General features: G+C 68.3%; 1 pseudogene. It reads right to left on the reverse strand.

The features are described 5' to 3' along the window. A pseudogene (locus tag MOV75_RS41395) lies at positions 1–540 on the reverse strand (hypothetical protein); the annotation flags it as partial.

Raw genomic sequence — 540 nt, forward strand, 5'->3', positions numbered from 1 at the left:
ACTCGGAGGCGTCGATCGCGGCACGCGCGATCGCGAGCTGGCCTTCGATATGGCCGGCCTTGTCGGCAGGCGTCTTGGCCGCAAGCGTCTCGACGCGCTGCAAGCGGTGCCAGGCGGTATCGCCGAGCTTCACATGCGCATAGGCGTCGGCGAGATCGGGGTGCGGGTTGGCAAGCCAGGCGACCTCGACCAGCTTCATGGCACGGCGCACCTGATGCGCCTCGCTCTCGAATTTTGCGGCAAGCACCGCGGCTGGCACCAGGGTCGGCGCAAGCTTGATCGCTTCCATCACGCTCTCGCGCGCGACGTCGCGGTCCATGGTTTGCAGTTCCAGCGCCCGTGCGGTGAGCAGCACACCGCGCTGGCGGCGATAGGCCGGCTTGTCGATCAGGCCCGCGGACAGATTCGAATCGAGAATCGCAAGCGCGCCGCTCCAGTCGCCGCGCGCGCAGCGGAAGCCGAGCACCGCCTGCGAGGCCCAGGTCGAGGACGGCGACAGCTTGATCGCTTCCTCCGCGATCATCACGGCGCCGACCGCAT

Origin of the sequence: Bradyrhizobium sp. PRIMUS42, assembly GCF_023006515.1 — a bacterium.
Classification (GTDB): Bacteria; Pseudomonadota; Alphaproteobacteria; order Rhizobiales; family Xanthobacteraceae; genus Bradyrhizobium.